Below are 23,401 nucleotides of genomic sequence, written 5' to 3' on the forward strand. Positions count from 1 at the left end.
CCAAATTAGACCGTTGATTTTTCCAATCTCCATTGTGGCAGGAATTTTTCGGGGCCATAACTTTTTTGCCTAGGCAGTAACTAAACTTAAAGCTTCCCCGGTGAGGCTAAAGGCCCGGGCTTCGGTAATTTTTACCGGCACTGTTTTACCCAATAGTTCGCTAATCTCTCCTTGGAAAAAAGTTAAGCGGTTGCCCCTGGTGCGTCCCATCACCTGCCCTGGGCTCTTAAGGTTTTCCCCTTCCACCAGCACTTCTTCCACCCGACCGAGGTAACGTTGGGAGCGTTCCATGGCCTGGGTGGAAACTAGATGATTTAATCTTTGCAGGCGATCGCCTTTGACTTCTTCGGAAAGTTGATTGTCCCAGAAGGCCGCGGGGGTGCCGGGACGGGGAGAATAGGCAGCGGTGTTGAGTAGGTCAAAACCAACCTCTTCAATTAGGTTGAGGGTATTTTCAAACTGGGCTTCCGTTTCCCCTGGGAAACCAACAATCACATCGGCACTGATGGCCGCATCGGGCATATAGCGACGGATTTTTTCAATGATCTGTAAATATTTTTCCCTGGTGTAGCCCCGTTTCATTGCTTTAAGAATGTCGTTATCCCCCGATTGGAAAGGAATATGGAAATGTTCACAAACCTTGGGCAATTCTTGGCAGGCTTGAATTAACCGTTCGGTGAAATAACGGGGATGGCTAGTGGCAAACCGCAGGCGATCAATCCCCTCAATATCATGGACGTGGTAGAGCAAATCCGTCAGGGTATGGAGATGGCGACCCGATGGAGTGGTGCCTGGTAGATCCCGGCCGTAGGCATCAATGTTTTGCCCCAGTAGTGTGACCTCTTTAAATCCTTGTTGGGCCAGGACTTCCATTTCTCCATAAATGGCTTCTGGAGTACGGGATTGTTCTACCCCCCGCACATTGGGCACCACACAATAACTACAACGTTCATTACAACCGTAGATAATATTCACCCAGGCACTGACGGTGCTTTCCCGCCGGGGTTTGGTGATGTCTTCCATAATGTGCAGACTCTCCGTCGCCACCACCTGACTACCAGCCCACACCTGTTCTAGTAACTGATCTAGCCGATTCGCATGTTGAGGCCCCATCACCAGGTCCAACTCTGGCACCCGGCGCAATAATTGCTCCCCTTCCTGTTGGGCCACACAGCCCGCCACCACCAGAGTTAATTCCGGTTCTACTTGTTTCCTTTTGGCTTGACGACCAAGGTATGAGTAGACTTTTTGCTCAGCGTTGTCCCGAATAGAACAGGTATTGTAGAGGACTAAATCCGCCTGGTTGGGGTCATCGGTGTAGGTCATGCCCAAATTTTCCAGAATGCCGGCCATCCTTTCCGAGTCCGCCTTATTCATCTGGCAGCCAAAGGTAATAATGTGGTAGCGACGGTGGGAAACATTCATGGGAAATAGGGCGAAGCAATGAACAGCACAATGTCTGATTATAGTTCCCCGTCTTGACCCCCGGCTGTCCCCCAACCTGATAAATTGGACAGATATCAGTGATAGACATTTACTCGGATTTAATATGAGAGCTCTGGTTATTGGCGGTGATGGTTACTGTGGTTGGGCCACGGCACTGTATCTCTCTAACAAAGGCTATGAAGTCGGTATTTTAGACAGTTTGGTGCGGCGCTATTGGGACGCCCAGTTGGGGGCTGAAACCTTGACTCCCATCGCCCCCATCCGGCAACGCCTTGATCGTTGGTATGAGTTGACCGGCAAAAAGATCGACCTGTTCATTGGCGATATTAACGACTATCCCTTTTTGACCAACGCCCTCCGTCAGTTCCAGCCCGATGCGGTGGTGCATTTTGGGGAGCAACGGTCAGCGCCTTTTTCCATGATTGACCGGGAACATGCGGTGCTGACCCAGGCCAATAACGTATTGGGCAACTTGAATCTGCTCTATGCACTGAAGGAAGATTTCCCCGATTGTCATTTGGTGAAACTAGGCACCATGGGGGAATACGGTACGCCCAACATTGACATCGAAGAAGGGTACATCACCATTGAGCATAAAGGTCGTAAAGACACCCTACCCTACCCCAAACAACCCGGTAGTTTCTATCACCTCAGTAAGGTTCACGATAGCCATAACATCCACTTCGCTTGCAAAATCTGGGGTCTGCGGGCCACGGATTTAAACCAGGGCATTGTTTACGGGGTACTCACCGAAGAAACCGGCATGGATGAAATGCTGATCAACCGTCTTGATTATGACGGTGTATTTGGTACGGCTCTGAATCGTTTTTGTATTCAGGCGGCCATTGGCCATCCCCTGACAGTGTACGGTAAAGGTGGACAAACCCGTGGTTTGCTGGATATTCGGGATACGGTGCGCTGTATTGAACTGGCGATCGCCAACCCGGCCGATAAAGGTCAATTCCGGGTGTTTAACCAATATACGGAACTGTTCAGCGTTGGTGACTTGGCCCAAATGGTGCAAAAAGCGGGCGCGGATCTCGGTCTAAAAGTGGAAATTGACCACTTGGAAAATCCCCGGGTTGAGTTGGAAGAACACTATTTCAACGCCGTCAATACCAATCTGCTGGATTTGGGACTCCAACCCCACTTCTTGTCTGATTCTTTGCTCGATTCCCTGTTGAACTTTGCCACCAAGTACAAAGACCGGGTGGATCAAAAACACATTCTGCCGAAAGTTACCTGGCGCGGCTAGGTTCTGATGAAGGTTACCCTCACTAGTTTGGTGGGGGTTTTCTTTTTCCAATTCTGGTGGGGAAGAGTTTTTCTTAACCCACATTGCTCTAGACGGAATTCTGGTTAATTTTTAGATTTTTTATTTTTCATTGGCAAAAATTATGGCTGATCCCCTCACCCCTGCTATCAGTGACCGCATTTGTAAACACATGAACGAAGACCATGCCTCGGCGATCGCCCTTTATGCCCAGGTTTTTGGTCAACAAACCGATGTAACCATGGCCCAGATGCAGGCCATCGATCCCACGGGTATGGATTTAGTGGTGGAAAGTGAGGGTGGCTCAAAAACTATCCGCATTGAATTCGAGCAACCCCTGAAGGATTCTGAAGATGCCCACCAAGTATTGATTGCCATGGCTAAGCAGGCCCGGAGTGTTGGTAAAAATAGCTAATTTGCTCCATGGATTCTGCCGCTACCTGGACAACCGTTAAACGTCAATGCCGGCCTCCGCTAACAATGCCTTGAGGCGATCGTTTTCTGCTTCCGCTAATTCGGCCCGGAGTTTTTCCCGCTCAGCCCGTTGAGCCTCTTCGTTGGCCCGTTGGGATGCTTGTTCAGCCTGGGTTGCTAATGCCACGGTGGAGAGAAAAGGTCGCCCGTCAGGATAATAAACCCGCAAAGTCTCAGCGCTCAGCTCAAATTTTATGCCCAACAAAGGACTAACCCAATGGGCCATCTCCTCGATGATGGTCAACTCTCCGCCAATTCGTTGCAACCCAGTTAGCTCATTGTCATCTGGATCATAAACATAGTACTCTTCTACGCCGTGATGGTCATAGAACTTCAACTTTTTGGTCATTTCCTTGAGGGTGTTGCCAGGGGATAAAATTTCAAACACCACTTGGGGCGCTTGGTTATTTTCCTGCCACTGGCGGTAGGAACCCCGTTTTCCCTTGGGTCTGCCCAAAGCCACCATTACGTCCGGTGCCACGCGAATTTCTGGATGCCCTTCCACGGGATACCACAACAGGTCTCCCCCGACAAATACGTCTGGGTTGTGGGCGAAGAGGCATTCCAAATTTTCTTTCAGGAGGACAATCCATTCAAATTGTTCTGTGTTGTCGGCCATGGGCTGTCCATCGCTGTCGGGGTAAATGATTTCTCGGTCGAGGGCTACGGTCATGGGGTTAATCCTCGCAATTTTTTCTCCAGTCTAGACAATGCCTCGCATGGGTGGGACTTTGACCAACACTGAAAAGTTTGGGTCTTTAAGACTTTAACCATTTATCCTCGTCGGAACTGTCCTTGGCGATCGCCAGGTAGCCATAACCCTTGGGGGACTGGTCAATGATCAAAATTTCCTGATTATGGTGGGGAATGACGGTGGCCCAATCCGGTAGGCTAACGCTGATGGTGATTAGATTTCCCGCATTGTCATAAACATGGGCTTGGCCGATGGTGCCATTGGCTAGGTAGGGCAACTTTTTCGAGGTGACAGTGCCCGTGCAACCAATGACCCGTTCTGTGCTGACATCCTGGCTAAAGGTCTTAAATAAATGGGCGATCGGACGGGAAGCAAGGCGACCAAGCCAAAGACTGATGGCCAGGGAAACCAGGAAAATTATCCCAGCCCAACCCATTAGTTCCCTAGGCATAGTCCCCGTCACCGTAGCTACAGTCACATTCAATATCCAGCCGATTACTCCCCAGAGACTAAAATCTATACCGAGGAGAATCATCAACGGAACTTTACCCAAACCGAAAAAGGAGAGTACTTGCAGGGCCATGGGCACGGCTTCCCCCTCTTCCATGTCTCCCCCCTGGTCAAGCTCCACGTCTAAATGGGTGATGTCCACATCGGAGCTCGCTTCTAGGGACATTTCCACATCCAAATCTTCATCCCCATCCCCAGAAATTATCATCAATCCTAGGCAGAGTATTCCCAACCCCAGCAGTAACCAGTAGGTCAAATTAGCTAAGTGGAAAAGCATAATGACGGTATTCCTTATACTAACGATGGTTTTTTGGCAGACGTACCCGTGCTGGATTGAGGGGACAAAGAAGTTGGTTGAGGGCACGAAGTTGTTCTACTGTGCCTAGGCAAATGAGAGAATCAGCGTCTAGTAAATGGGTGTCCCCCATGGGGCCCACAATTAATTTACGATCTTGGCGACGAATGGCCAGAATTAATGCTCCTGATTGGGCCCGGAGTTGGGCCTCCCGCAAGGTTTGGCCAATGTAGGGACAGTCTTCGGCCCCAATGCGAAATTCTTCCATATAGAAGGAACGGTCCGCTCCGGTGAGAATACCATCAACAAAACTCACCACCTGGGGTCGCAATGCCGCCGCCGCTAGCCGTTTACCCCCGGTAATGTAAGGAGAAACCACTTCATCAGCCCCGGCCCGTTTCAGTTTTTGCACCGCTTCTTCGGAACTGGCCCTGGCGATCGCCCGAATTTTCGGATTGAGGGTTTTAGCAGAAAGCACCGTATATAAATTTTCTGCGTCGGAGGAAAGGGCAGAAACAATACAAATAGCCCGTTCAATGTGGGCTGCCAGGAGGATTTCGTCCAGGGTGGCATCTCCCTGGAGGACAGCATAGTCCCTCAGCTTTGCCTGGATAATAACCTCTGGGGAAGCGTCAATCACCACAAAGGGAATATTTTCTACGGCAAACTCAAAGGCAATTTGTTGCCCTGTGCGTCCATAGCCACAAAGAATATAATGGTCCGCTAATCGCTCAATCACCTTTTGCTCCTGCCGCCGGCGTAAACTATCTTGAAAGTATCCTTGGATAAAGGCTTCGGTGAAACGATTTACCATGTAGCCGATGGTCAACAAGCCCATCAAAATCAGCAAAATGGTAAATAAACGGGATGCCGGACTGAGGGGATGGGTTTCCCCAAAGCCAACGGTGGCTAGGGTAATGGTGGTCATGTAGAAGGCATCTAACCAAGTCCAGTCTTCCACGTATCTGTACCAGGCCGTACCGACCACAAATAGGCCCGCTAGGGTAATGGCCCCAGCCATTAATTCCTGTCTTAACCTGCGCCCCTGGCGATCGATGAGATTTAACAGGTTTTCCTGACTTGATGATCCCAATCCCATCCTAAAACCTCACTTAAAACAGGTCAGTCGATTTAAGATCAGGAGACAATTATTTCAGAGGGGTGACCCTACCCCTGCAGACCATATCCAAATTTGGCCAGTCTAACGCGTTAGGAGCCCCCCGTGACCTATTCCCCTGTTGTTGAATCCGTCGAAGCCCAAGCTTTTGCCGTAACCGACCTATCCCCTGCCGCCGAGTTTAAAACCGCAGATTTTGATACCTATGTGATGAACACCTATGGGCGATTTCCCATTGCGATCGCCAGGGGTCAGGGCAGTACTTTATGGGATACCGAGGGCAAGAGTTATCTTGATTTTGTCGCTGGCATTGCCACCTGTACCCTTGGCCACGCCCATCCGGCCTTGGTTAGGGCGGTTTCTGACCAAATTCAAAAGCTCCACCACGTCTCAAACTTGTACTATATTCCCGAACAAGGGGAGTTGGCTAAATGGATTGTGGAGCATTCCTGTGCGGACCGGGTTTTCTTTTGCAACTCTGGGGCAGAGGCCAATGAAGCGGCGATTAAATTAGTGCGAAAATATGCCCACACTGTCCTGGATTTCCTCGAACAGCCCGTTATTCTCACCGCCAAAGCTAGTTTCCACGGCCGTACCCTAGCCACCATCACCGCCACGGGCCAGCCTAAATATCAGCAATATTTTGACCCTCTGGTGCCCGGCTTTGACTACGTACCCTATAACGATATTCGCTCTTTGGAAAATAAAGTGGCTGATTTAGATGAAGGTAATAGTCGAGTGGCAGCCATTTTCCTCGAACCTCTCCAAGGGGAGGGGGGAGTCCGCCCTGGGGATTTGGCCTATTTCAAACGGGTGCGGGAGATCTGTGACCAAAACGATATTTTGTTGGTCTTTGACGAAGTGCAAGTGGGGGTAGGACGCACTGGCAAGTTGTGGGGCTACGAACATCTAGGGGTGGAGCCAGACATTTTCACCAGTGCCAAGGGTCTGGCCGGGGGCGTTCCCATTGGGGCGATGATGTGCAAAAAATTCTGTGACGTATTTGAGCCGGGCAACCATGCCAGTACCTTTGGTGGTAATCCCCTGGCCTGTGCCGCTGGGCTAGCGGTCTTAAAAACCATTGAAGGCGATCGCCTGTTGGACAATGTCCAGGCCCGGGGGGAACAGCTACGGAGTGGTTTGGCGGAAATTAAAAATCAATATCCCACACTCTTTACCGAAGTCCGGGGTTGGGGCTTAATCAACGGTCTGGAAATTAGCGCCGAAAGTTCCCTCACCTCCGTTGAAATTGTCAAAGCCGCCATGGAACAGGGTTTACTCCTGGCCCCCGCTGGTCCCAAAGTGTTACGGTTTGTGCCCCCCCTAGTGGTGACGGAAGCAGAAATTGCCCAGGCAGTGGAAATTCTCCGTCAGGCGATCGCCACTTTGGTTTGATCAGTTAATTATTGAATAAATATCACACCGTCCTAGTTTTTAAATCGCAGTCTGGGGCGGTTTGTTACTGGGAAATCAAACCATTGGCCTAGTTGACTTGCTGAAATTTTTTCTCCTTGCCACGCCATGAAAAACCTTTGGCAATTGCCCGATCGCCTACCGGATCAAGAGCAATTTGACCTGCTGCTGGAAAATAAAAATATTACTTTAGAACGAATTATTTCCACTGGGCAGATAACTCCGCCAGGGGAATGGTATGACCAAGACCGTCCAGAATGGGTAGTATTGTTGCAGGGAAAAGCAGAAATAACCTACGATACCGGTGCAGTGATTAGCCTTGGTCAAGGGGATTATCTGCTCATTCCGGCTCGGCAAAAACATCGGGTAACATTTACCACTCATGAACCCCCTTGCATTTGGCTAGCTTTACATTTTAGTTAAATCCCTATGTCCCTAGAGCGTCAAACTTTAAAGCAAAAACTATCAACCTTAATTCAACCGCTACAAACAGCAAAGCGGGGCGCTCCCCTCACCAATCGTACTTTATCTGCCACCACCTGCCAACAAATTGAATCCCTAGTGACGGCGATCGAAGCCTTAAATCCTAACCTATCCCCACTGTTATACTCACCCCAATTATTAGATGGCAATTGGTGGTTAAATTACTCCACTGCCAGGGAAATTAGATCCCTAGATAAGTTGCCCCTGGGGCTGAAAGTTGGCCGTATTTATCAAATCATTAACGTCCCCAATCAATCGTTTCTAAATCAAGCTTTTGTTTACCATCCCCTGGGGCTAGCAAAAGGTTATGTCAAAGTAACAGCAAAGTTTGAAATTGCCAAACCGGCTGGGACAGTGCTACCGGATAAGCGCATCAATGTGGAATTTTTAGAAAGAATGATTTCCATTCAAAAATTAATGGGTGTCCCCACCCCCAAGTTAGACCCAGCCAAAGTTGTACCTGCCCGATCGCCAGAGGGAAGAATTCCTTTCTTAGAAATCACCTACCTTGATGATGATTTGAGAATCGGTAGAGGTGGCGAAGGTAGTCTATTTGTGTTGTCAAAAGTGTCTGAAGTTACCCCATAGAATTAACTATGATTGAGAGCAGAAGCTCATGAAAAATAAGTTGGGAATAATATTAGTTTGTAACTGTTTGTTTTCCCTCTTTATTAATCGTGGTGTGGGAGCGGAAGAAACCATTAACATTGGCGATTGTAGCTTCAATGGCCATCCCCTCTACGGCAAAATTCAATTAGTTGGCTCTTTCCCCGATCTCACAGTGCAGGTGGTCAGTTCTTTTCCCGATCTTAAGGTGCAACTAGTGGAAAGTTTTCCCAATCAATGTGGGCAATGGCAAATTGTCACCTCCTTTCCCGATACCAAAGTTCAAATTGTCGAATCCTTTCCCGACGTTAAAATTCAGTACGTGGATAGTTTTCCTGGCCTGCCGTAACCTTAATCTTTGCCAATATTTTTCGGCATATTTTTGGGTGTTTCCCCAGGAAAAATTAGGGGGAAACTAGTTTAGCAGCGCCGCTCCATGCCAATCCATGTGATCACCGATGAAACTAGCAATAAAGTAATAGCTATGGTCATAGCCCGGTTGCATACGGAGGGTGAGGGGATGGTTAGCCGCCGTGCAGGCCGCTTGGAGTAACTCTGGCCGCAATTGGGTAGGGAGGAATGGATCAGCGTCGCCATAGTCCACGAAAAATGGTAGCCGCTCTGGAGCCGATTTAATCAGAGCACAGGTATCCCAAGCTTGCCAGCTTAACTGGTTATCCCCTAAATAAGCTTGGAAGGCCTTTTGTCCCCAGGGAACTTGAGTGGGGGCAACAATGGGAGAGAAGGTGGAAACACTGCGATAACGACCGGGATTACGCAGGGCAATGACTAGGGCCCCATGGCCCCCCATGGAATGGCCAAAAATACTCCGGGCATCGGTGGCGGCAAAATTAGCCTCAATCCACGTAGGCAGCTCTTGCACAATGTAATCATGCATTTGATAGTGGGCTGCCCAGGGAGGTTGGGTGGCGTTGAGATAGAAACCGGCTCCCATACCGAGGTCATAATCTTCAGAATCAGTTACGCCTTCACCCCGGGGGCTAGTGTCTGGCGTCACCATAATTAGTCCATGCTTTGCTGCGTGCTGCTGTAGACCCGATTTAGTGATGGCATTTTGTTCAGTACAGGTGAGGCCAGACAGCCAGTACAAAACTGGGCAATGTTGGTTAGTAGCCTGGGGAGGCAGGTAAACGCCAACGTTCATGGTGCAATTAAGCACAGCGCTGTGATGGCTATAAACGCTTTGCCAACCCCCAAAGCTGGCGTGGTGTTCTAATCGTTCCATGGGTTGTATTAGTAGTGGATCACACTGCGAATCGATTTGCCGTCATGCATGAGGTCAAAGGCTTGGTTGATATCCTTTAGTTCCATGGTGTGGGTAACAAAGGGGGCTAGTTGGATCTCCCCCCGCATGGATTGTTCCACCATACCTGGTAATTGGGAACGACCTTTCACACCGCCAAAAGCGGTGCCCATCCATTTGCGGCCGGTAACAAGCTGGAATGGTCTGGTGGAAATTTCTTGGCCAGCCCCTGCTACGCCAATGATTACCGATTGCCCCCAACCCCGGTGGGCACATTCCAGAGCGGAGCGCATTACTTCCACATTGCCGATGCATTCAAAGGAGTGGTCCACTCCCCAGCCGGTCATTTCCACTATGACTTGCTGAATGGGTTGGTCATGGTCTTTGGGATTAATGCAGTCAGTGGCGCCCATCTGCTTCGCTAGCTCAAATTTGGCGGGGTTGGTGTCGATGGCAATGATGCGACCAGCTTTGGCCTGACGAGCTCCCTGTACAACAGCGAGGCCGATGCCCCCCAGGCCAAACACCGCCACTGAGTCTCCTGGTTGTACTTTGGCGGTATTGTGCACAGCGCCGATGCCTGTGGTGACGCCGCAACCCAGTAAACAAACGTGTTCGTGGTTTGCTTCGGGGTTAATTTTGGCGAGGGAAACTTCGGCAACAACGGTATATTCGCTAAAGGTGCTACAACCCATGTAGTGATAGAGGGACTGGCCATTGTAGGAAAAACGACTGGTGCCATCGGGCATAACCCCTTTGCCTTGGGTGGCCCGCACTGCAACGCAGAGATTGGTTTTACCGGAGCGACAAAACAAACATTTCCCACATTCAGCAGTGTAAAGGGGGATAACGTGGTCTCCCAGTTGAACACTGGTTACCCCTTCCCCCACTTCAACCACAATGCCTGCTCCCTCATGGCCCAGCACAACGGGAAAAAGTCCTTCCGGGTCATCGCCGCTGAGGGTAAATGCGTCCGTGTGGCAGACTCCGGTATGGGTGATCTTGACCAAAACTTCGCCTTGCTGGGGTGGAGCCACATCTATTTCCACAATTTGCAAAGGTTTGCCCACTTCAAAGGCAACGGCGGCACGGGATTTCATAGCAGATCCTTAACGTTGAAGGGAATAACGGGTGCGGCAGGATTCGAACCTGCGACCGTCCGCTTAGAAGGCGGATGCTCTATCCACTGAGCTACGCACCCAGGCTTGCTACTCAATTCCATTCTCCCATATTTTTTGGGGCTAGGATTTCGGTGTTAATGGAATATTTCCGGGGGACAGGGAAAGGATAGTTGACAGCTACGGCTGTTGACAGTGCACATCGGGACTGGGCAAAAGAGCAACAGATGGGGGCTTGCTGACATCATTACCCCGTTCCTTTTTGGCAACGGTCATTTGGGTGTGAATTTTTGTATCTTTCGCCTTTGCGTAGCGCATTTTTCAATAAAGGTCAATATACCATTAGTAGATTGTTTGGTTCATACCACGAAAAAATTGAGTCCCTGTTGAGACCGTCACCGTGGTTTTAAATCTTACCGACGGTCTTTTCGCCATTATTGCAAGACTGCCCTGGTGGGCCGGGAGCCCAGGGAGATAAGTTTTAGCACGCTGTCTATGACCCGAATTCTGCTAGTTAGAGCAACGCTCAGGCGATCACCAATATTGCTGGCCAGTCCATCAAAAGCCTGAATTTGACCGTCGACCCTCATTTTATTTGTGGAGCCTAGCCTTAATGAGTATAACTTTATCTGATCGCCTTTCTGCCGTTGTTCAAGACAGTGCCGGAACGAGTCATATTGTTTGGCTAGAAGGAACCAATATTTGGCACGCTGTTTATGACCCAGTTTCTCAGACATGGAAAAATGCCCAGGCCATTGTCAATACCGCTGGTCAGAACATCCGAAGTCTTAATTTGGTTGCCGATTCAGGGTTAATTGTCGAATCTGGAACAAGCAATAATACGCTGATTCCAGGCGTGGCAGTTATTTATCAAGAAGGTCTGGAAAACGACAGTAACTTTTTCTATACCGCGGCGCGCTATGACAATGTTGGCAAACTGCAATGGCTCGAAGCCCCCCAGGCCCTGACAGCGGATCAAGTGGGGGATTTAGAACCTCGGGCGGTGGTAGACAACGGGGTTATTACAGTAGTCGGGCAAAAAGTTGATCTCGTCAAAGCCCAAAACCAGGCCATCCGGGAAGATGCGGATCCATACTATCAAACCTTTCAAATTTACAGCAATCAGTTTTCCACAATCCCATCAACCCCAGTTACGCCCATCGCCGCTTATGCTCCCCAGATTACTAAAGATGGTGTCGTTCAAGGCAACTACATTCAGCGGGACCAAAATACTGTGGCCGCATTACCCAGTGCTACTTACCAACCCTTGACCCTTGCAGAAACACAATCCAGTAGCTTTCAGGGATGGGGGGCAAATTGGACAGTCTCCCAGACATTTGACACTAACCTAAGCAACTTAAAACTTTTTAAGGGAATGGCGGGTGTTCCTGAGGCTCTGCTTACGCCCATTTTTAAGAAATTCAATATTACTGGAACATTACTGGGATCTTCAGGTAACAATCCTAATCTTTCATTTTTTGGTGGCGGAATCAGTACAGAGGGAATATTACTCAATGCCTCGATGGCGGTTCAATTCAATGAAGATGACCAGGACACCAACAATACCTCATCTGGAACTGCAGGAAGCAGTCTCAATCCGGCAGAAAATACAACACAACTCTCCCGTAAGCCAGAAATTTCCCTCTCTGCCATTGCCGCGACCCTTTATACCTTTGATAAAAGCTTAGGTGAAGACAATCTTTCCTATCCTTTAACAGTAGAAACGGGCAGTCTTGGCCTAACAGTTGGCTTTACATTTCCGATTCCGATTGAAGGAACACCCATTCTCTTTAACTTTTTAGGTAGTGCTGGCCTGGGAATGCAGTGGCAATTATCTCCGAAAGACCCTCAAACCTATGTGTCTCCTGTTGGGGCAGTTTTATCTCCTACGGGTGGTGATTCTGATGCGGTACTGGCAGTCCTGTTTAATGTTCCTCCCTTGGGTGCTATCACGGCGATCGGACTGGCGGTAATCTCTGATATTACTGAAGTAGTTGAGTTGATTTTCACCGACGTTGATCCTGACGGCAATGAAGCCATAGAACTCGAATCCTTGTTATTTTCGATACCGATTGCGACTGGTATTGATGGCGGGATTAAAATCCCCTATGTTTTTGAAGCCTTAGCTGGGATTCAGGCGAGCTTAGTCGGAACCGTTGGCGGCACTCGGTCGGCGGATAATGGTGCATTTCAATATGACCGAGATCTAAGCCTGGGATTTCCGATGAATATCACCATTAAATTCTTGGGTTTTCTTGGCGGAACAGTGGGTATCTATCCCTATTGGACTTGGGGTGATGATCCCAGTAGTAGTGCCAGTAATAGTGATTTCGCCACCCTTAATCAAGCCAGTGCCGATTCTCCCACGGCAATTGTGAGAGGGCCGCTATTAGAAATCCAAGGGTTACAAACTAACGGCACCCCCCAGGCCACAGATTTCCAAGTTAACGTCAAAGACCCCCTAGGCCAGACCACAACAGTTCCAGTTTTTGGGGTGATCACTCAGGGCAATACGACCATTCTCCGGCTTGAATCAGCAATTCCGCAAACCAACTTAAACGATCAGCCTTTTTCAAATATTAAGGTTACTTATCAAAATAATGCTCCGATTCCTGTTGTTAATCAATCGGCCAATACCTTTACCTATAATTACAATCCGATTAGTGGTACTAACAGTAATTATCAAGTCACAGGTCAGCAGGTTGTAATTGCCTTTAATGCCACTCTAAATCCCAACATCATACCCGATTCATCTCTATTTCAAGTTACGGATACCAATGGCAATTCAATCTCAATTTCCTCTGTTATTGTAACGTCTCGCAGTGTGATCTTAACTCTATCCGGATCGAGCAGCACCTATAGCGTTAGTTATTCGGGTAGTAGCAGTTCTGGAAATGTATTAACCACAGAAGATAATGTTGCAATTAGTGATTTTAAGATTGCCAGTAATACGCCACCAAGCACCGCTGGACAAGTGAATCGTACCTATAGCAACGTGCCAGCAGGAACCACAAGTGCAATTACAACTAACCCCCTGCTCGGTAGTACAGTGGCCCAAGATTATGCTGAGGATAGCCCACCTGCTTTAGCTGTCACTGATTCTGGTGTGTTGCTGGCCTGGAGTAGTGATACCCCGCCGATTACACCCATTTCTGCCTTGCTATCGGGAACTACGATTATCCTCACTTTTGCTGACACCCTCGTAAATCTAATTAATACCAACAAGGCCACTAGTAATCCGTTTACAGTTCTAATTAATAATCAAAGTGTTGAAATTCAGGATTCATCTAGCACAGGAAATTATGTTGCAATTTCGTTGAATTCAAGTACTGTTATTGATGCTGACGATACGATCTCGGTTAGCTACAGCATTGATTCCACACTAGAAAATAGCCTCTTTAATCTTTACCTTTCTGATGCCACAGATTTCGCCTTGTGGGTGCCTGACTTTACCACGCCTGTGACGCAAGCAGCTAGTTCAACCAATGCCCCAACGCTATTAGAAGCAGTGGCAATTTCCAATGTCATTACGCTCACCTTTGACCAAATCCTTTCATCTAGCAATCTTCCTCCTGGAAGTCAATTTAAGGTTACAGTCAACAATTCCGATAATTTTATTACTGTGATCAATGAGGTAACAATTGAGAATAATTCTGTTACTTTGCCCTTATCAGAACCCATTGGACAAGGCGATATTGTTACCGTTAGCTATAGTTCTGGTGCTGGCACATTAGTTAATAGTAATAATATTCCCGTTGCTCCCTTTACAACAAGCGATATTCTGACCACATTTGCGAATCCTGGGACGGTGATTAAAACACTTTTAGCCACTCCCAGCACCTCAAGCGTTAGTATTGCCTATCCAAGCTCAATTATTGGGACAAGTGGCTTAAATTACGATCCAGCCGTGTATTTTAACCAGGCCACAAATCAGGTATTTGCTGCTTGGGTGAATGTTGATAGTAGCCAAATTCAGAATCAACTCATCCCAGGCCAATATTATAGCAACTTAGAGATTATTACCCAGGCCCTGCAAAGCTCAACTATTTACTTTTCTGTTGCCTCTTTAAAGGATCTTGGTGATCTTGGCCCCAACGGTCAAATCATTCCCTGGTCAGTGGCCGCCCCCATTCCCCACCAGCAAACAGGACAGAATACCAATGTCACGCTTGGCCTGGGGCCTGATGGTTCGATTATGGCGGCCTGGTTAAATACCACACTGGATAATAATGGTACGCCCACAACCACGATTTACTATTCCACACTCAATCAAAATGATAGCTCCCCGGTCTGGTCTGCCCCTGTTCCCATACTTCCCGACATTAATCCCGATGCCTTTACGCCCCTAACCATTAGTACGATCAATCAACAACCAGCAATTTTCTGGACTGAATCTTCCCCAGCATCCTATCGTCAGTTAGTTCTTAATGCCGCCCCATCGGTTTATTTACGTCTTGGGGAAAGGACTGGTGATGTAGCCCGCAATAGTGGTCAGTTTCAAGCCGCCGCCAATGGCACCTATAGCGGTACTTTTACTCTGGGGGAAATGGGAGCCTTAGAAACCACAAGTAACACTGGTGATCCCAATCCTGCCGTGCTGTTTCAAGGTGGGGGTGTAACGCTTGATCAACCTGTACCTCTGACAAACCAGGCTTTTGCGATTGAGTTTTGGTTTAAGTTGCCCAATTTACCTCGGGAATCTATCAATCTAGTTTCCGCACTGGGATTATTTGGCCTGGGCCTGGAGGTTGATCCCAATGATCCTAATGCGCCACCGAAACTTACCTTTGGCCTGGGTAATGATGATCAGAGCCAAATCCAAGCTAGTGAAACCTTTGCCACTGATGTTTGGTATTACGTTGTTGGTACCTATGATGGCTCAAGTCAAAACCTGAGTTTGTATCTCAATGGTGTCTTAGCTGGAACCCTGGATGATGTGGAATTTGATCCGTTTCCCACCGCAGCGGCCTTAGCTTTAGCAGGGGCTTCTACAGCGAATAATCCGGTTTATTTAGATGAAGTGGCATTCTATCCCAAGGCATTAACAGCTTCTAATGTCAATGCGGCAGATTTAACCAATGCAAATTTCCAAAACCTAACAGGTAGCCAAATTCTTGAGATCATTGCGGGGACAAATCAAATTGGCAACCACTACGCCGCCCAATACAACCAGCCGGTTCCCCCAGGCCCTAATACTTATTATTCCGTTTCGGATGGTTCAAGTTGGCAACTCCCTAGTCAAATTAACCCCACACCCGCAATCGTTCCCACCCAGTTAGCCGGGGCCAATATCCCTGTTTTCGATTTAGTCTCTGCCACTCCCGCCCAGGCCAGCACCGCGATTGCGCCCAATGGAATTGCTGATGCCGTTTATCAGATTTCGCTTTCTAATCCAAACTTAACTATCAGCGGAATTAAAGTTACTAGTGGCAACCAGGCCTGGGCGATTGGCACCGACGACAATGGCACAGCACTCACGGGTAATCAGCTTGGCCTACTTTTAGGAGATACCCTACTCAACAGTCTTAATCCCGATACTCAATCCTTTAGCTATCCAATTCAGGGATATACCGAAAATCTCTTTTTATTCATTGATCCCGGCAGTTCCAATACTACTCTTGGGCCAGTTGAAGTTACGGTTTATTTCGAAAACAACGATAATACCCCTACACCGTTTTCTGTTGCTCCCTATCAGATAAATATGGCAACAATGGGGCCAGATCAAACAGTTACAGGAACAGCAACGGTTACTGAAGCCAATGATTCCTCCCTCGCCCTAATTGATAGTGGGTTTATTATTAATTCCGATAATCCGGCGATCGGGTATGTTTTGGCCAGTGCGTTTAATTCCGATGGTACTTTAGCCTATGTGGCAGTGGGGAATCGTGGCTATAGCGACAGTCAGGGCAATGTTCTTAACAACGGGACTGTCCAGATCTTGTTTAGTTGCAGTGATATTCTCTCTGGCAGTGGCTCATTAAGTACAACAATTCTCAATGGCAATCCTGATGGGGTTTTAATTACCAATATTCAAGATGCGGGGGATAATCAGCGGAACCTTTCGCTTTCCTTAGCTACGGGAGATATTGACGGGGATAGCATTCCTGATTTAGTGATTGGTGCGCCCAATGTGGGTAACTTTGCTGGAGCGGTTTACGTCATCTATGGCAGTTATCTCAGCAATCAAAAAGGACAAATAATTGATGTCACAAATCTCAGCACGAAACCTAACACTATGGGTTTTGTGGTTAATGGCAATGAAGCGGAAGACTTAGCGGGCTTTTCAGTAGTGGTGGGGAACTTTGATGGGGATAGCTATGGTGACATTGTTTACGGTGCGCCCTACGCCAAAGATAGTAACGGGAATCGGGTTGGCCAGGTTTATCTAGTTGCTGGTTTTGCCCAAGGAAGTGCTCCAGACTCAATTAGCCCTACAGTCATTTATTCTGGCAAAAGTTTTGATATTCCCAATCCCCAACCGAATCCACCAAGTCAAACCCTAACAGTGGGTGAAGGGGCAGGGTTTGCACTGGGAGTTTCACGGCGACTGAGTAATGGACCATCTACATTTACAGGTAGCACAACGACAGATGATCTCTTTATTGGCGCGCCCAACTATCAAATTCAAGTCGTAAATCAATGGACAAATCAAAGTAATCTCCCAGGCCAAAACTCACAAAACCAACAAAATCAACAAATCACATCAGACCTTTTTCCTAGTTCCAGTTTTGTTTCAGCCGGGGCCGTTTATGTCTATAACTCTAATCAAGGCTTAAGTCTTAAAACAAATCCTTGGGCCATCTATACCGGGCCAACGATTCCCAATGCTCAAGGCACTGCCACTAGTTATTTTGCTGGAACTGTGATTGGCTCGGGTTTGAATACGGATTTCACAGATTATGACGGAGATGGCCGCCAAGATTTAGTGATTGCCGGGCCTGGGGCCAATACCAACACGGGGCAAGCCTTTGTGATTGGTGGGTCTACTGCAACTCCATCTGTAACAACTACACAATCTGGAATAACTACAACAACTACACAAGCCTTAAATACAGTCAGTAACCTCGTGATCAATGGTGGATTAAGTGGGGGCAAAGCGGGAACAGTCATTACTTCAGTGGGAGACTTAAACCATGATGGCTATCAAGACCTTTTAATTACTGCGCCCCAAGGAGCCAATGCTACGGGTCAAAGTTATGTCTTATTTGGGACATTGAATTTAAGTGAATTCGGGACTGTTTTTGATCTCAATGTCACCGCTAACGACAACAAAACCACATTTTTACTCAATGGCGATCAACCCTTCCAGGCTACGGGAACAGCAGCAGTTGGTGTGGGTGATATTAACAATGACGGCGTAGATGACCTAATGCTCACGGCTCCAGTGGGTCAACAACTTTATGCGGTTTATGGGCATCCCTGGTTAGCGGACGATGGCAGTATCAAACTTGCGGATGTTTCTTCTAATAATGGCTTTGTCATTGATGGCTACGAATATTCCCTCCCATCTAGCCCCTTTGGTTATGTCCTCAGTTTTGATCTTGTTTATGGCAATGATTTTGAACTGGTTTCTGCTTGGTTGCAGTTAATTTCGCCCACTGGTCAAGTCATCTGGCGCTCGAATCCAGGAGAAGGAGTAACGGTTACGCCCGAAGCCTATGCCATTATGCAAAGTGACGGCAACTTTGTGATTTACGGCCAACCAGGGGGGAATTCAGGGGATGTCATTTGGAGTTCCAATACAGCAGGGAATAGCGGGGCTGTTCTGAAATTAGCCTCGGATGGCGGTCTTTATATTGTTGATTCCGAGGGCAATATTGTCCCCAATGGTACTCTAAATCCTGGGAATACTAGCCTGATTACTAATGCTGTTACCCTCGACGAAAATCAAGAAATTAATATCAGTCTCGATACCTTTCTGTCCAATGGGGAGAATGGCGGCAGTCTCTTTGGTAATGGCCTCAACATTGTAATGGTTGGGGATGTTAATGGCGATGGCTTTGCTGATGTGATTTCTGGGGGAAGTCCGGCTGGGGGAGTGCTTATTTTTGGCAACAGCACTAAAGATTTACTCGATGCAGCCCTAGGCACTGACGATTTAATTATTTCGGTGGAAAACGCTCAAGTTAAAGAGTTTGTTGCCCTTGGAGATTTTGATGGGGATGGCTTAGCTGATTTTGGCGTTATTGATGATCAAGGCAACTTCTTTCTGGTTTTAGGCAGTCCGGAATTAGGTAGCCAAGGTAGCCTTGTTATTGACTCTACTTTGCCAAATTTATCTAACTTTAACCAGGCCTGGGGAGTCGGAGATTTTAATGGCAACGGTTACGATGATTTTGTCTTACAAGGCCCTAATTCTACGATCGCCGTTTACGGTAACGCTAATGGAACATTAACCGACTCATCTCCTTTAACGTTTGGTAACAATTTCCCCCTACCCAGTTCTTTCACAGGTATTGATTTAAATGGCAATGGCATCAAGGAAATTGTCGCCGGTCAGCCCAACTTAAACCCAGTCCCTAATATCGGTGGCTTTGGTGGTGGTTTACAGTATTTTACCTATGAGGCTGGAAATGCGGTTTTACAACCAACGGTTAATCCTCCCAATGCCTCAGTTACGGAGGCTTCTGGTCTGTCTTCATGGGGACAAATTTCGTTTCCTAATCAATATGCCCAAGCTGGTGTGCCGTCATTTGCAACGTTAGATGGCTGGCTGTATCAAGCATTTTACGGAATCAACGAGCGTATTTCCACTAAAGATTCATACATTTATATCCAACGAAGCCGAGATGGAGTCAGCTGGGAAAACCTCACTCAAGTCGTCCCGCTCGATAGCAATGGTACGCCGATTGATCTTAAGAATTTGCCCCCCTCAATTACGGCTTACAATGGCACACTTTATTTAGGCTTTACTGCTGACAATGGCCAGGTGTGGGTTGCAGAAGGAGTCAATACTAATGCCAACTCCGGGATACTCATCAATGCCGTCCCAATCAATCAAGCCTCCAATAATGGCCCAACATTAGTGGCCTTTAATGATGAACTCTATGTATTCTTTGTTAAAGATGCTTCCGATAATGACATTCTCTATTCCAGTTCCAGCAATCCAGGGAGTAGTAGTGGCTGGGATGGTACCAGTACCGTTCTCACGTTTAGCGATGTTAACCAGGCGACTAATTTCCCCCTCAGTGCTACCGTTGTCCCTGGATTAGATGGGGATACTCTTGCCGTAGCATTTCGTTCTAATAACTCCCCCGCAACTTGGGTCGGCCTTCTCAACTCCAGCGATGTAACAAATTGGCAGGGTTCGGCAGAATTAACCCAGGTTGACGCCAACTCCCAAGTATCCCTAACTGTGGTAGATGGGACTTATTATTTATTTTTCACTTCAAGCACTGAGGCTAGTGCTTCATATGCTACCTCTACAGATGGCTTGAATTGGGGAGATATCACATTAATTCCCTGGGATGATGGCAACCTTGGTGGTGTTGCATCAATCTTATTTAATCAAAGCTTTATTTTATCATTGAATCAAAGTAATAATGAATCTCTTCTTTTTGCTTTTTCAAATTCATTATTCGAGCCGAATCAAGCAAGTCGTTGGGGTGAGCAAGTCCGGGACATTGGTGATTTTAATGGAGATGGTATTGCTGATTTAGCCGTGTTGGCCCCTGGCTACCGAAATCTACTGCAATTTCCAATTTTAGACTACCCAGCTATCAACAATTTAGGGGGTGTGTTCATTTACTACGGAGAGGAGAGTGGGATTTCGGTTAATGATCCTCCTGATGTTGTTTTAGCTGCGCCTGATCTTCCCCAGGAAACCATTTTTGAATTACTGGAAATTACTCCTACTGGTGATGTAAATGGAGATGGCTTTGATGATTTGTTAATTAGTGCACCTCTCACCCCTGTTATTGCTGGTCAATTTCCTGATGTCAATGGTGATCAAGGGGTAAGCTGGGTCGTTTTTGGCGGAACCCATTGGGGAACTGAGTACACCGCAAATTCGCCTTTCGGTTTAGGGAACCTTGCCAACAATCAAACCAATAATAGTCAAAACTTTAATCCCTATGGTTTTGTGACGACTGGATTACCGAGATCCCAAGCTGGTATTTCCATCAGTGGCGGGGCAGATGTAAATGGTGATGGTTTTAGTGATTTTGCCCTAGGTGCGCCGGGTAACTTTGACAATCTCAGTTATGTGCTGTTTGGCAGTGACTTTACCAACCAAGTCAATCAACTGGGAACCATTGGCGATGATGTCATGTTGGGCAGTCCCACAGGGGAAATATTTGTTGCTGGCCAAGGAGATGATCAAATTTATACCAATGGCGGGGTGGATACGGTTTATGCCGGCCCTGGGAATGATTTCGTGACGGTCACTGATACGAATTTCCGACGGTTGGATGGCGGCAGTGGCAATAATATTCTCAAGTTTACGGGCTACACAAATCAAGATTGGGATTTAACCACTCTTTCCCCAGGCCTGCGACTGAAAAATTTTAATATTCTCGATGTCCGGGATTACGGGGCTAATATCCTTACCCTCAATGCTCTGACGATTACACAACTTTCAGCTAATAACGAAGTTCGGGTTCTTTTAGACGCCAATGACAAGATCAATCTAGATTCAAGTTTTAGCTTTAGTGAAAAAGTCTATCTCGATAACCAAAACTATTATCTTTATACCTCTAACGCTTCAGCCGCCACTGTGTTGGTCAATGTCCCCTCCAATCAGGTTACGTTTACTGCTACGACGAGCAATTCCCCCAGTCTCAACCTAATTCCCACGGCTCAACCCAATGCTCCTACTACCACCGATGTAACCATCCTCGCCGCCACTAATTCTGACCCAAATCAACCCACCCGTTTATTTGTCTCTAACCCGAAAGTTTCCGAAGCTGCTGGAGAGGCCCAGTTTGTCATTGAGCGCACGGGAGACTTAAACAAATATGTGTTGGTCAGCTACATCACCCAGGATATGAGTGGCAAAGCTGGCGATCGCTATTTACCCATAGCAGGACAGTTAATATTTAATCCTGGAGAGAACCAAAAAAACATCACAGTTAAAATTCCTACTGACTCTGTTTATACCGCCGATCGCCAATTTAGCCTATTGGTTTCTTTGCTGAATGATGGTTTGGAAGCAGGAGATTGGGGCGATGCTTTTGCTTTAGCCGGTGATGCCAATGGTGCCCAGATCCGTCGTTGGAACTACCTGGCCGGGAATTGGGATAACAGTGTCATGGGTGGCTTGATTGATTTCTCCACCACGGTTAATTCCGACCAAGCTGAGATTCATTTGAGTGTTGAAGGCTTAGGGGAATTTAACGACTTTTTTGGTTACGATCCCCTCAGCCAAACCTATCAATCCATAATGTTTAATGGTGCCACAGGGGCCCGGCTCACCAATTCAGATAGCCCAAACGCTATTGGCGGAGTAGAACTTAAACTTTTGGACGGCGATCGAGGTGATGCCGATGGCATAGTTAATGGTTTGGTGGCAACTAATGGTTATGCGGGCCGCACCATCCCAGGCTTAATTAGCAATAATAACCGAGTTTTTTGGGCTCCCACCAACGCCGATGGCCAAGTGCAACTCAGGTTAATCAATAGCCCCTCACAAAACTATGAAATTGGTTGGGTTATGGTGGATAGTGCCGATGGTGCCATTGATGGTTTACTTCCTGATGATCCGGGCTATGAGGAGGCCGCTTTGGCCCGCAAACAAGCTGTTTTTAGTGATCAAGCCAATGCCTCAGCCCAGGCTTTAACCCGTAGTTTAGCCCGACAAAGTTTTACTGATATTGAAGCTTTTGCCAGGACAGAATCACAATTTTTTGGTAGCTTTAGTAACTCTAATTTAGAAGCTAATCGTTACTATATGCTCTATAGTCAACAGGGAGAAGAAATTGCTTTTTCCATTGATGCTCCACTAATGGTTGAAACAGATAGTCGAGGTTATCATCAGTTAGATTTTAATGGCATTACTACAGAAATCGCTTCCAAAACTTTGGTTGTGCCGGGAATTTTAAACCAGACTGTGACGACAAATGTTTCCATTAGTCGTGCGGGGGCTTACGAAAATCTTATTGTTCTCTACAAAGTGGATAGTCTGACCGGGGGCATTGATACCGATGGCGATCGCCAGATTAATTTAAACCCAGGGGATGTGGGCTATGTACAGGCGGCATTAACCAGGGCCCAGAATCCAGCAACGGGGCTAAGCTTAAACGCCCCTGACGAGTTTTTTAGCACTACTCAAAAGACCATCAGTTTGTCGGGCAATAATATTTATGGCATGGCGATTATTCCCAACTCATCCATCGAAGAAGTGTTAAGCAAAAATCCCACTAACGACCCGAACCTTGGCCCTGTGGCCCTTTTTTCTTTTGAGCAAGCCAATCCTGGGGGAGTGAGCCAAATGAGTCGTCTGGGTAGTAACCTGTTTGGTTTTGAAGATATGGTGGGCGGCGGCGATCTTGACTACAATGACATAATTTTACAATTCAGCTTTCTAACTTCATAAATTAAGTACAAAAGTGACATAGAGGAATAGGCTGATCTATCCCCTTGAGTCTGATCTGGTCCCGCAACCGAAATTAGTCCGCTCCACTCCTGTCCCGAGGGTGTGTCAGAATGGTTAACGGCCGGATTTTAGCGCCTTGTCACTAAACTGCCAGATTTGCCCAGTCAAATCCCTAT

At 47.4% G+C, this 23,401-nt stretch carries 14 protein-coding genes and 1 tRNA gene; 7 read left to right on the forward strand and 8 right to left on the reverse strand.

Features of this window, described 5'->3' with window-relative positions:
• Nucleotides 1–69: 69 nt before the first annotated feature.
• Nucleotides 70–1,425, reverse strand: a complete 1,356-nt coding sequence (gene miaB, locus H6G46_RS12105; RefSeq protein ID WP_010871782.1) for a tRNA (N6-isopentenyl adenosine(37)-C2)-methylthiotransferase MiaB — start codon at nucleotides 1,423–1,425, stop codon at nucleotides 70–72.
• 124 nt (nucleotides 1,426–1,549) lie between these two features.
• On the opposite strand from miaB, the gene H6G46_RS12110 reads away from it, so the two are divergent.
• Together H6G46_RS12110 and H6G46_RS12115 are read left to right on the forward strand one after the other, a co-directional pair.
• The gene (locus tag H6G46_RS12110) at nucleotides 1,550–2,701 is read left to right on the forward strand and encodes an NAD-dependent epimerase/dehydratase family protein (RefSeq protein ID WP_010871783.1); all 1,152 of its coding nucleotides are present in this window, start codon (nucleotides 1,550–1,552) and stop codon (nucleotides 2,699–2,701) included.
• A gap of 142 nt (nucleotides 2,702–2,843) precedes the next feature.
• On the forward strand, nucleotides 2,844–3,134 hold the full coding sequence (locus H6G46_RS12115; protein ID WP_010871784.1) for a DUF2470 domain-containing protein: 291 nt from the start codon (nucleotides 2,844–2,846) through the stop codon (nucleotides 3,132–3,134).
• Nucleotides 3,135–3,170: 36 nt separating this feature from the next.
• On the opposite strand, the gene H6G46_RS12120 is transcribed toward H6G46_RS12115, so the two are convergent.
• The 3 genes from H6G46_RS12120 to H6G46_RS12130 all read right to left on the reverse strand — a co-directional run bounded on the left by H6G46_RS12120 (nucleotide 3,171) and on the right by H6G46_RS12130 (nucleotide 5,791).
• A complete protein-coding gene (locus tag H6G46_RS12120) occupies nucleotides 3,171–3,866 on the reverse strand; it encodes a Uma2 family endonuclease (RefSeq protein WP_010871785.1) in 696 nt (231 codons plus the stop codon).
• Between the two features lie 85 nt (nucleotides 3,867–3,951).
• Complete coding sequence (locus H6G46_RS12125; protein WP_020861480.1) at nucleotides 3,952–4,674, reverse strand: OB-fold-containig protein; 723 nt, start codon at nucleotides 4,672–4,674, stop codon at nucleotides 3,952–3,954.
• A gap of 19 nt (nucleotides 4,675–4,693) precedes the next feature.
• A complete protein-coding gene (locus tag H6G46_RS12130) occupies nucleotides 4,694–5,791 on the reverse strand; it encodes a potassium channel protein (protein WP_010871787.1) in 1,098 nt (365 codons plus the stop codon).
• A gap of 123 nt (nucleotides 5,792–5,914) precedes the next feature.
• Here H6G46_RS12130 and H6G46_RS12135 point away from each other — a divergent pair, with 123 nt between their 5' ends.
• The 4 genes from H6G46_RS12135 (at nucleotide 5,915) to H6G46_RS12150 (ending at nucleotide 8,660) form a co-directional block, all read left to right on the forward strand.
• Entirely contained in the window at nucleotides 5,915–7,204 is a 1,290-nt protein-coding gene (locus H6G46_RS12135) for an aspartate aminotransferase family protein (RefSeq protein ID WP_010871788.1), read from the forward strand.
• Between the two features lie 126 nt (nucleotides 7,205–7,330).
• Nucleotides 7,331–7,645: a cupin domain-containing protein gene (locus tag H6G46_RS12140; protein WP_010871789.1), complete on the forward strand. Its 315-nt coding sequence runs from the start codon at nucleotides 7,331–7,333 to the stop codon at nucleotides 7,643–7,645.
• Between the two features lie 6 nt (nucleotides 7,646–7,651).
• Entirely contained in the window at nucleotides 7,652–8,293 is a 642-nt protein-coding gene (locus H6G46_RS12145) for a PAP/fibrillin family protein (protein WP_010871790.1), read from the forward strand.
• 28 nt (nucleotides 8,294–8,321) lie between these two features.
• Nucleotides 8,322–8,660: a hypothetical protein gene (locus tag H6G46_RS12150; RefSeq protein WP_010871791.1), complete on the forward strand. Its 339-nt coding sequence runs from the start codon at nucleotides 8,322–8,324 to the stop codon at nucleotides 8,658–8,660.
• Between the two features lie 66 nt (nucleotides 8,661–8,726).
• On the opposite strand, the gene fghA is transcribed toward H6G46_RS12150, so the two are convergent.
• From fghA to H6G46_RS12170, 4 genes are all read right to left on the reverse strand, one after another.
• Entirely contained in the window at nucleotides 8,727–9,557 is an 831-nt protein-coding gene (gene fghA / locus H6G46_RS12155; RefSeq protein ID WP_010871792.1) for an S-formylglutathione hydrolase, read from the reverse strand.
• 8 nt (nucleotides 9,558–9,565) lie between these two features.
• Nucleotides 9,566–10,675, reverse strand: a complete 1,110-nt coding sequence (locus H6G46_RS12160) for an S-(hydroxymethyl)glutathione dehydrogenase/class III alcohol dehydrogenase (protein WP_010871793.1) — start codon at nucleotides 10,673–10,675, stop codon at nucleotides 9,566–9,568.
• A gap of 28 nt (nucleotides 10,676–10,703) precedes the next feature.
• A tRNA-Arg gene (locus H6G46_RS12165) sits at nucleotides 10,704–10,776 on the reverse strand.
• Between the two features lie 97 nt (nucleotides 10,777–10,873).
• Entirely contained in the window at nucleotides 10,874–11,011 is a 138-nt protein-coding gene (locus H6G46_RS12170) for a hypothetical protein (RefSeq protein WP_158299071.1), read from the reverse strand.
• A 295-nt stretch (nucleotides 11,012–11,306) separates the two neighbouring features.
• Here H6G46_RS12170 and H6G46_RS12175 point away from each other — a divergent pair, with 295 nt between their 5' ends.
• Nucleotides 11,307–23,225, forward strand: a complete 11,919-nt coding sequence (locus H6G46_RS12175) for a SwmB domain-containing protein (protein ID WP_010871794.1) — start codon at nucleotides 11,307–11,309, stop codon at nucleotides 23,223–23,225.
• The last annotated feature ends 176 nt before the right edge of the window (nucleotides 23,226–23,401 follow it).

The sequence above is a fragment of the Synechocystis sp. FACHB-908 genome, assembly GCF_014698595.1.
Taxonomy (GTDB): Bacteria; Cyanobacteriota; Cyanobacteriia; order Cyanobacteriales; family Microcystaceae; genus Synechocystis.

Excerpts from the sequence above, each read along its gene's own strand:
- miaB (WP_010871782.1), bottom strand. The coding sequence starts at position 1,425 with ATGAATGTTTCCCACCGTCGCTACCACATTATTACCTTTGGCTGCCAG.
- H6G46_RS12110 (WP_010871783.1), top strand. The coding sequence starts at position 1,550 with ATGAGAGCTCTGGTTATTGGCGGTGATGGTTACTGTGGTTGGGCCACG.
- H6G46_RS12115 (WP_010871784.1), top strand. The coding sequence starts at position 2,844 with ATGGCTGATCCCCTCACCCCTGCTATCAGTGACCGCATTTGTAAACAC.
- H6G46_RS12120 (WP_010871785.1), bottom strand. The coding sequence starts at position 3,866 with ATGACCGTAGCCCTCGACCGAGAAATCATTTACCCCGACAGCGATGGA.
- H6G46_RS12125 (WP_020861480.1), bottom strand. The coding sequence starts at position 4,674 with ATGCTTTTCCACTTAGCTAATTTGACCTACTGGTTACTGCTGGGGTTG.
- H6G46_RS12130 (WP_010871787.1), bottom strand. The coding sequence starts at position 5,791 with ATGGGATTGGGATCATCAAGTCAGGAAAACCTGTTAAATCTCATCGAT.
- H6G46_RS12140 (WP_010871789.1), top strand. The coding sequence starts at position 7,331 with ATGAAAAACCTTTGGCAATTGCCCGATCGCCTACCGGATCAAGAGCAA.
- H6G46_RS12145 (WP_010871790.1), top strand. The coding sequence starts at position 7,652 with ATGTCCCTAGAGCGTCAAACTTTAAAGCAAAAACTATCAACCTTAATT.
- H6G46_RS12150 (WP_010871791.1), top strand. The coding sequence starts at position 8,322 with ATGAAAAATAAGTTGGGAATAATATTAGTTTGTAACTGTTTGTTTTCC.
- fghA (WP_010871792.1), bottom strand. The coding sequence starts at position 9,557 with ATGGAACGATTAGAACACCACGCCAGCTTTGGGGGTTGGCAAAGCGTT.
- H6G46_RS12160 (WP_010871793.1), bottom strand. The coding sequence starts at position 10,675 with ATGAAATCCCGTGCCGCCGTTGCCTTTGAAGTGGGCAAACCTTTGCAA.
- H6G46_RS12170 (WP_158299071.1), bottom strand. The coding sequence starts at position 11,011 with ATGCGCTACGCAAAGGCGAAAGATACAAAAATTCACACCCAAATGACC.
- H6G46_RS12175 (WP_010871794.1), top strand. The coding sequence starts at position 11,307 with ATGAGTATAACTTTATCTGATCGCCTTTCTGCCGTTGTTCAAGACAGT.